This is a genomic window from Pseudomonas tehranensis, from assembly GCF_014268615.1.
Classification (GTDB): domain Bacteria; phylum Pseudomonadota; class Gammaproteobacteria; order Pseudomonadales; family Pseudomonadaceae; genus Aquipseudomonas; species Aquipseudomonas tehranensis.
Window position 1 is genome coordinate 1 of record NZ_JABWQV010000212.1, and the last position, 8650, is coordinate 8650.

Genomic DNA, 8650 nt, shown 5'->3' on the forward strand with positions numbered 1-8650 from the left:
TGGCGAGGGGATTTATCCCCGTTGGGTGCGCAGCGCCCTGCGACTTTGCGACTGCTGCGCGGTCGAGCGGGGATAAATCCCCTCGCCACAAGGTATTCGCATGCCAGCTAAACGATTACAAATCCACAACACAGGTTTTTTCCTGACCACTGTGTCAAGGCGTAGAATGCGCCGCCTCGCGCTTCTCTTTTTTCGGACGTTTGGCCTGTGAATCCTGTGATCGACTACACCACCCCCCTCTCCCGCCCGGCCCGGGTTCGCCTGGAGCTCAAGACGCTGCTGGCCCTGGCATTGCCGATCATGGTGGCGCAGTTGGCGACCACTGCCATGGGCTTTGTCGACGCGGTGATGGCCGGCCGGGTCGGGCCAAGGGACCTGGCGGCGGTGGCTCTGGGCAATTCGATCTGGGTGCCGGTGTTCCTGTTGATGACCGGCACACTGTTGGCCACCACGCCGAAAGTCGCCCAGCGCTTCGGCGCCGGCACGTTCGACGAAATTGGTCCGCTGGTGCGCCAGGCGTTGTGGCTGGCGCTGGTGGTGGGATTGATCGCGACGCTGGCGCTGCTCGGCGCCGAACCGATCCTGCACATCATGAACGTGGACCCCGAACTGATCGGACCTTGCATGGAGTACCTGCAAGGCATCGCCACCGGCCTGCCGGCGGTGGCCCTGTATCACGTGCTTCGCTGCTTCAGCGACGGCCTGGGCCGAACGCGACCGGCGATGGTGCTGGGTTTGTGCGGGCTGGCGTTGAACATTCCGCTCAATTACATCTTCATTTACGGGCATCTGGGCCTGCCCGCCATGGGCGGCGTCGGTTGCGGCTGGGCCACGGCCCTGGTGATGTGGTTCATGGCCCTGGGCATGGCCGGTTGGGCGCGCTGGGCGCCGGCCTACCAGTCGAGCCGGCTATTCAACCGCTTCGACTGGCCACAATGGACCGTCATCAAGCGCCTGCTGGGCATCGGCCTGCCAATTGGCATCGCGGTGTTTGCCGAATCGAGCATTTTTGCGGTGATTGCCCTGCTGATCGGCAGCCTCGGCGCCACCGTGGTGGCCGGGCACCAGATTGCCCTGAACTTCAGCTCCCTGGTGTTCATGATTCCCTATTCGTTGGGCATGGCTGTGACGGTGCGGGTCGGCCAGGCCCTGGGCCGGCGCCAGCCTCGCGAAGCGCGCTTCGCCGCCGGCGTCGGCATGGGTACGGCGCTGGCGTATGCCTGCCTGTCGGCGAGCCTGATGTTCTGGCTGCGCGGGCCCATCGCGGCGATCTATACCGGCGATCCGGTGGTGATCGAAGTGGCGTCGATGCTGATTGTGTATGCGGCGCTGTTTCAGTTTTCCGATGCGATCCAGGTCACGGCGGCGGGGGCATTGCGCGGCTACCAGGACACTCGGGTGACGATGATCCTGACGCTGTTCGCCTACTGGGGCATTGGCCTGCCCGTGGGTTACATCCTGGGCCTGACCGACTGGCTCGGGGCGGCCAGCGGCCCGAGTGGCTTGTGGCAGGGCCTGATCGTGGGCTTGAGCTGCGCGGCGCTGATGCTGTCGATTCGCCTGGCCCGCAGCGCACGCAAGCAGATCCGCATCAGTCGTTTGGCGGACTAAGCGAGCTTCTTGCGGATCCAGTAGAGGTACGTGCCAGCCTCCTCATGCTGGGCCACCAGTTCGTGATCGAGAAACACGCAAAACTTGGGGATGTCACGGCGGGTCGAAGGGTCGGTGGCGATCACCTTCAGCAATCCGCCGGGGGCCAGGTCGCGGATATGCTGGTGCAGCATCATCACCGGCTCCGGGCAATTGAGGCCCGTGGCATCCAGCGTGCCGTCGACCGGCGTATCGTTTATTTCACTCATGTTCTACTCCTGAAACTGGCGGGTATTGTCGCGCAATGTCGGTGCGCGGTCACCCCTGGCTTAACGCCGTCCCCTGTGGGAGCGAGCCTGCTCGCGATAGCGGTGTATCAGTGGAAATCAATGTTGGTTGGCCCGACGCTATCGCGAGCAGGCTCGCTCCCACAGGGGATTTCATTGTCCTTAGGGGATTAGCGGGACTTCGACTTTTTCGTGTCCAGCCGCCGCAGATGACACGTCACTTCCTCACGGTCATGGTATAGCTGCTTGCAGCCGATCTCGACCTTGATGCCCCGGGCCTTGAAGCCGTCGGCGATACGTTCGAGCAAGCGTTTCACTTCGGCGTAACGCTGCTTCATCGGCAGCTTGAGGTTGACCACCGCCTCGCGGCAGTGCCCTTCGCCGATCCACTCTTCCAGCATCGCCGCATTACGCGCCGGCTTCTCGACGATGTCACAGACCATCCAGTCCACCGGCTGCTTGGGTTTGAAGGTAAAGCCGTCCGCCATCAGGTGTTGTACAAGACCGGTGTCCATCAGGCTTTCGGCCATCGGCCCGTTGTCGATGGCCGTCACCAGCATGCCGCGGTTGACCAGTTGCCAGGTCCAGCCGCCCGGCGCGGCGCCGAGGTCCACACCGGTCATGTCGCTGTGCAGGCGCTCGTCCCACTGATCCCGAGGAATAAAGTGGTGCCAGGCCTCTTCCAGCTTGAGGGTGGACCGGCTCGGTGCCTCGCGAGGAAATTTCAGGCGTGGAATGCCCATCGGCCACATGGCCGAATTATCGGGCTGCGCCAGGCCCAGGAACACTTCGCGACCGCTCTTGAAGGTCAACAGCAGGCGCGGCTTGTGCGGGTCATCCACCAGTTTGCCGGCGCCGGTCAGCGCCTTGCGCAGCGGCCCTTCGAATTTTTTGCAGAAGTTCGACAGTTCTTTACCGTCATTGGTGTCCACCACCTCCAGCCACAGGCTGCCGCAGGTCGGGAAATCGGCCATGTGGGCCAGGATGACACTGATGCGGTCGGTTTCCGGCAGATCGATGAAGGTGCCGCGCGCCCACTGACGCGGAAAAATCAGCTCGGCGAAACGCTGGCCGCGCATCAGTCGCTCGGCGCCGTCGTCTTCGGTGCAGACAAATTCGGCGCAGGCGCTGGCCGGCTTGGCCTTGGCGTAGCCGGCCACGTTCAGCCGTGCGGCGTGTTCGGCGATCTCGGAACAGACCTCGCCTTCGAAACCTGGTCGGCAGTGCATGAAAAGCGTGTTCATTGAAACTCCGTAGCAAAGCCTGTCACGAAAACCGGCGCATGATAGCGGAGTTCGGAACCCCAAACCTGCTCGTAGAGTCCAGTGATTAGTCATACGTTCAAAACAGGGCTAGGTTAAAGGCTCTGTCCGTCCCGTCAGTCCGTAGCCGTGCGGACTCAAAGGAGTCATTTCAATGCCGTCCCTCGATAGCCTGAAAACCCTTAAAACGCTGCAAGTCGACGCCAGGATTTACCACTATTTCAGCCTGCCGGACGCCGCCCGAAGCCTGGGAGACCTGGACCGGTTGCCCATGTCCCTCAAGGTACTGCTGGAGAACCTGCTGCGCTGGGAAGATGAAAAAACGGTCACCGGCACCGATCTCAAGGCCCTGGCCGGCTGGCTGAAGGAGCGTCGTTCCGACCGGGAAATTCAATACCGTCCTGCTCGGGTACTGATGCAAGACTTCACTGGCGTCCCGGCCGTGGTCGATCTGGCCGCCATGCGCGCCGCCATGGAAAAGGCCGGTGGCGATCCGCAGCGGATCAACCCGCTCTCACCCGTGGACCTGGTGATCGACCATTCAGTGATGGTGGACAATTTCGCCAGCAGCCAGGCGTTCGAACAGAACGTCGATATCGAAATGCAGCGCAACGGGGAGCGTTATGCCTTCCTGCGTTGGGGCCAGAGCGCCTTCGACAACTTCAGCGTGGTGCCGCCAGGCACCGGCATCTGCCACCAGGTCAATCTCGAATACCTGGGCCGCACCGTGTGGACAAAAGAGGAAGACGGACGGACCTACGCGTTCCCGGACACCTTGGTGGGCACCGACTCCCACACCACCATGATCAATGGCCTCGGTGTACTGGGCTGGGGCGTCGGTGGGATCGAGGCCGAAGCGGCCATGCTCGGCCAGCCGGTGTCGATGCTGATTCCAGAAGTCATTGGCTTCAAGCTCATCGGCAAGCTGCGCGAAGGCATCACCGCCACCGATCTGGTGCTGACGGTCACGCAGATGCTGCGCAAGAAAGGTGTGGTGGGAAAATTCGTCGAGTTCTATGGCGACGGCCTTGCCGACCTGCCGTTGGCCGACCGCGCCACCATCGCCAACATGGCCCCGGAATACGGCGCCACCTGCGGCTTCTTCCCGGTGGACGACGTGACCCTGGACTACTTGCGCCTGTCCGGACGTCCGACCGAAACCGTGAAGCTGGTGGAAGCCTATTGCAAGGCCCAGGGCCTGTGGCGGCTGCCTGGCCAGGAACCGGTATTCACCGACACACTGGAACTGGACATGGGTAGCGTCGAGGCCAGTCTCGCCGGGCCAAAGCGTCCTCAAGACCGGGTCTCGCTGCCGAATGTCGGCCAGGCTTTCAGTGACTTCCTGGGCCTTAACGTCAAACCCACCAGCAAAGAAGAAGGCCGCCTGGAAAGCGAAGGTGGTGGCGGGGTCGCGGTAGGCAACGCCGATCAGGTGGGGGAAAGCGAGTACGAATTCGAAGGCCAGACCCATCGCCTGAAAAACGGCGCGGTGGTGATTGCAGCCATTACCTCCTGCACCAACACGTCCAACCCCAGCGTGATGATGGCCGCCGGGCTGCTGGCGAAAAAAGCCGTGGAGAAAGGCCTGACCCGTAAGCCGTGGGTCAAGAGTTCCCTGGCGCCGGGTTCCAAGGTGGTCACCGATTACTACAACGCCGCCGGCCTGACCGAGTACTTGGACAAACTGGGTTTCGATCTGGTGGGTTACGGTTGCACGACCTGCATCGGCAACTCGGGGCCGTTGCCCGAGCCGATCGAAAAAGCCATCCAGAGCGCCGACCTGACGGTAGCCTCGGTGCTGTCGGGTAATCGTAACTTCGAAGGCCGCGTGCACCCGTTGGTCAAAACCAACTGGCTGGCGTCACCGCCCCTGGTGGTTGCCTATGCCCTGGCCGGCACAGTGCGCATCGACATCAGCAGTGAACCGCTGGGCAACGACCGCGACGGCAACCCGGTGTACCTGCGGGATATCTGGCCCAGCAGCCAGGAAGTCGCCAACGCGGTGGCCCAGGTGAACACCAGCATGTTCCACAAGGAATACGCCGCCGTGTTTGCCGGTGATGAGCAATGGCAGGCTATCGAGGTGCCGCAAGCGGCGACTTACGTCTGGCAATCGGATTCGACCTATATCCAGCACCCGCCGTTCTTCGAGAACATCAGTGGGCCGCCACCGGTCATCAAAAATATCGAAGGTGCAAAAATCCTGGCTTTGCTCGGCGACTCGGTGACCACCGACCACATCTCCCCGGCCGGCAACATCAAGACCGACAGCCCGGCCGGCCGCTATCTGCGCGAACAGGGCGTAGAGCCCCGGGACTTCAACTCCTACGGTTCAAGGCGCGGTAACCATCAGGTCATGATGCGCGGCACCTTCGCCAATATCCGCATCCGCAACGAAATGCTCGGCGGCGAAGAAGGCGGCAATACGATCTACATCCCCAGTGGCGAGAAAATGCCGATCTACGACGCCGCCATGTCGTATCAGGCCAGCGGCACGCCCCTGATCGTGATCGCCGGGCAGGAATACGGCACTGGTTCGAGCCGGGACTGGGCAGCCAAGGGCACCAACCTGTTGGGGGTCAAGGCGGTGATCGCCGAGAGCTTCGAGCGCATCCACCGCTCCAACCTGGTGGGCATGGGCGTGCTGCCGTTGCAGTTCAAGCTCGATCAGAATCGCAAGAGCCTGAACCTCACCGGCAAGGAAACCCTGGACATCCTGGGCCTGAGCGACGTCGAACTGACGCCCCGCATGAACCTGCCGCTGATCATCACCCGCGAAGACGGCCGACAGGAGCGAATCGAGGTGTTGTGCCGGATCGATACCCTTAATGAGGTGGAGTACTTCAAGGCTGGGGGGATTTTGCACTACGTCCTACGGCAATTAATTGCGGGATAAAAAGAAGCGTCTTACAAAAACACCGCCTTTTATGGGCGGTGTTTTTGTATGGGTCTGCCTATAATCCCGCCCGTCTTGCCAGCTCAACCGCTTCCAATCTCCAAGGATGTGCTATGCCTGCCCTGCCCTGGCCATACCTGGCCTTTCTTTCCATCGGCTATGCCCTCGCCCTGGCCTTCGGCCAACTGGCCTGGACTGCTGCGATCTCGGTCGCGCTGTTGCTGTTCGCCGGGTATGCGGTGCGCCAGCAGCAGACGCCGGTTGGCCAGTTTCTCGGCCATGGCCTGTTTGTGGTGATGGCCCTGGCGCTGGCCTTGCACTGGATGCCTGGCTTCTTCAACGGTCGGGCGATCCCGCCGCAACGCTTCACCGATGATGCAGTGCCATTTGCCATGTACCTGAATCAGGACAAGCCGCTGATTGGCTTCTGGTTACTGCTGGCGTGTCCCTGGATCGTCGGCAGGCGCACGTTTCGCCTGTCGGTACAGGCCACGGCCCTGGGCCTGACCCTGAGCGCCGTGCTGGCGCTGGGCGGGGCGATGCTGCTGGGAATGATCCATTGGGCACCGAAGTGGCCGGAGCCGGCCTGGATATGGGTGCTCAATAATCTTTTATTGGTGACGCTGGTGGAGGAAGCGCTGTTTCGTGGCTACATTCAGGGAGGCCTGAGCCGGCGCTTCAAGCATCTGAGCTATGGCGACAACTTGGCGCTGCTCCTGGCCTCGCTGCTGTTCGGCCTGGTGCATGCCGGGGCGGGATGGCAATGGGTGCTGCTGTCGGGCATGGCGGGGGTCGGTTACGGCCTGGCTTATCGCTTTGGTGGGCTGGGGGCGGCGATTGCCGCCCACTTTGGCCTCAATCTGCTTCATTTCGCCCTATTTACCTACCCGATGCTGGCGTGATACCGACCGGAAAAATAACTTCAATAAAAACCTGACGGCGCCGACAACCTTTCAAAGCCTTGCGGATCTACACACACCATGCGTAACAACCAGCCCGTCACACAACGCGAAAGGACCTTCCCGGCCCAACAACGACTGATTTCCACTACCGATGCCAAAGGTGTGATCACCTATTGCAACGACGCATTCGTTGAAATCAGCGGGTTTTCCAAAGAGGAACTGATCCGCGCGCCCCACAACCTGGTACGCCATCCCGATGTGCCGTCGGCCGTGTTCGCCCATATGTGGGACACGCTGAAACAAGGCTTGCCATGGATGGGCATCGTCAAGAATCGCTGCAAGAGCGGCGACCACTACTGGGTCAACGCCTACGTCACTCCCGTGTTCGAAGGCAACCAGGTGATCGGCTACGAGTCGGTGCGGGTCAAGCCCAGTGCCGAGCAGATCACTCGGGCCGAAGCGCTCTATCAACGTATCAACCAGGGTAAGCCGGCGATCCCGCCCAGCGACAAATGGTTACCGATCCTGCAGGACTGGCTGCCGTTTATCCTGGTCAGCCAGTTGAGCTTCGTCGTTGGTGCGTTTCTCAATTCCTCCTGGGGCTTTGCCCTGGCTGCCGCGCTCTCGGTGCCGCTGGGCCTGATGGGCTTGCAATGGCAGCAGCGCGGGATCAAGCGCCTGCTGCGCCTGGCCGAGCAAACCACCTCCGACCCGTTGATCGCCCGGATGTACACCGACAGCCGTGGCGTCCAGGCGCGCCTGGAGATGTCGATCCTCAGCCAGGAAGCTCGCCTGAAAACCTGCCTGACCCGATTGCAGGACACTGCCGAACACCTCAACGAGCAGGCGCGACAGTCGAACTCGCTGGCCCATAACAGCTCCAGTGGGCTGGAACGCCAGCGAGTGGAGACCGAACAGGTGGCCACCGCTGTCAACGAGATGGCCGCGACGACCCAGGAAGTCGCCAGCCACGTGCAACGCACCGCCGACGCCACCCAGGAAGCCAATCGCCTGACCAGTCGTGGACGCGACATCGCTGGGGAAACCCGTGAAGCCATCGAGCGTTTGTCGGTGGTGGTGGGCGAGACCGGGCAGACCGTGACCCAGCTGGCCAAGGACAGCGACGAGATCGGTGGCGTGGTGGACGTGATCAAAGGCATTGCCGATCAGACCAACCTGCTGGCCCTCAACGCCGCCATCGAAGCGGCACGTGCCGGGGAAATGGGTCGCGGCTTTGCCGTGGTGGCGGACGAAGTGCGCCAACTGGCGCAACGTACCAGTGAGTCCACCGGGCAGATCCACGCCCTGATCGCCAAACTCCAGCAAACTGCCACCAATGCCGTGCAGACCATGGATGCCGGCCACCGCCAGGCCGAAGAAGGCGTGGCTCGGGTCATGGAAGCGGACGCGGCGCTGGTGGGCATCAGTGAGGCGGTGGCCAACATCACCGACATGACCACGCAGATCGCTGCCGCTACCGAGGAACAAAGCGCGGTGGCCGAGGAGATCAGCCGCAACATCAGCAACATCTCGGAACTGGCCGACCAGACCTCGGGCCAGGCCCATAGCTCGGCGTTACTGAGCGAAGAACTGACCCGCACCGCCAATACGCAGTATTCGTTGGTGGAGCGGTTTAACCGCTGACAGAGGCCTGCCTCATGAGAAACCCGGACAGCGCAAGCTTCCGGGTTTTTTGTTGCCTGACAGGCCGCT

The 8650-nt window shown here is 62.0% G+C and carries 6 protein-coding genes; 4 read left to right on the forward strand and 2 right to left on the reverse strand.

The genetic code is table 11. The annotated features are described in order from the left end of the window. The first annotated feature begins 207 nt into the window (after positions 1 to 207). Positions 208 to 1611, forward strand: a complete 1404-nt coding sequence (locus HU811_RS21710) for an MATE family efflux transporter (RefSeq protein WP_186658026.1) — start codon at positions 208 to 210, stop codon at positions 1609 to 1611. On the opposite strand, the gene tusA is transcribed toward HU811_RS21710, so the two are convergent. Continuing rightward, on the reverse strand, positions 1608 to 1859 hold the full coding sequence (tusA, locus tag HU811_RS21715; RefSeq protein WP_092403091.1) for a sulfurtransferase TusA: 252 nt from the start codon (positions 1857 to 1859) through the stop codon (positions 1608 to 1610). The genes HU811_RS21710 and tusA overlap by 4 nt on opposite strands. A 188-nt stretch (positions 1860 to 2047) precedes the next feature. Beyond that, complete coding sequence (rlmM, locus tag HU811_RS21720; RefSeq protein ID WP_092459075.1) at positions 2048 to 3121, reverse strand: 23S rRNA (cytidine(2498)-2'-O)-methyltransferase RlmM; 1074 nt, start codon at positions 3119 to 3121, stop codon at positions 2048 to 2050. A gap of 172 nt (positions 3122 to 3293) precedes the next feature. Here rlmM and acnA point away from each other — a divergent pair, with 172 nt between their 5' ends. The 3 genes from acnA to HU811_RS21735 all read left to right on the forward strand — a co-directional run bounded on the left by acnA (position 3294) and on the right by HU811_RS21735 (position 8581). Beyond that, on the forward strand, positions 3294 to 6035 hold the full coding sequence (acnA, locus tag HU811_RS21725) for an aconitate hydratase AcnA (protein WP_186658027.1): 2742 nt from the start codon (positions 3294 to 3296) through the stop codon (positions 6033 to 6035). A 113-nt stretch (positions 6036 to 6148) separates the two neighbouring features. Next, positions 6149 to 6937, forward strand: a complete 789-nt coding sequence (locus tag HU811_RS21730; protein ID WP_092459071.1) for a CPBP family intramembrane glutamic endopeptidase — start codon at positions 6149 to 6151, stop codon at positions 6935 to 6937. Between the two features lie 78 nt (positions 6938 to 7015). Beyond that, entirely contained in the window at positions 7016 to 8581 is a 1566-nt protein-coding gene (locus tag HU811_RS21735) for a methyl-accepting chemotaxis protein (RefSeq protein ID WP_092403077.1), read from the forward strand. Positions 8582 to 8650: the final 69 nt, after the last annotated feature.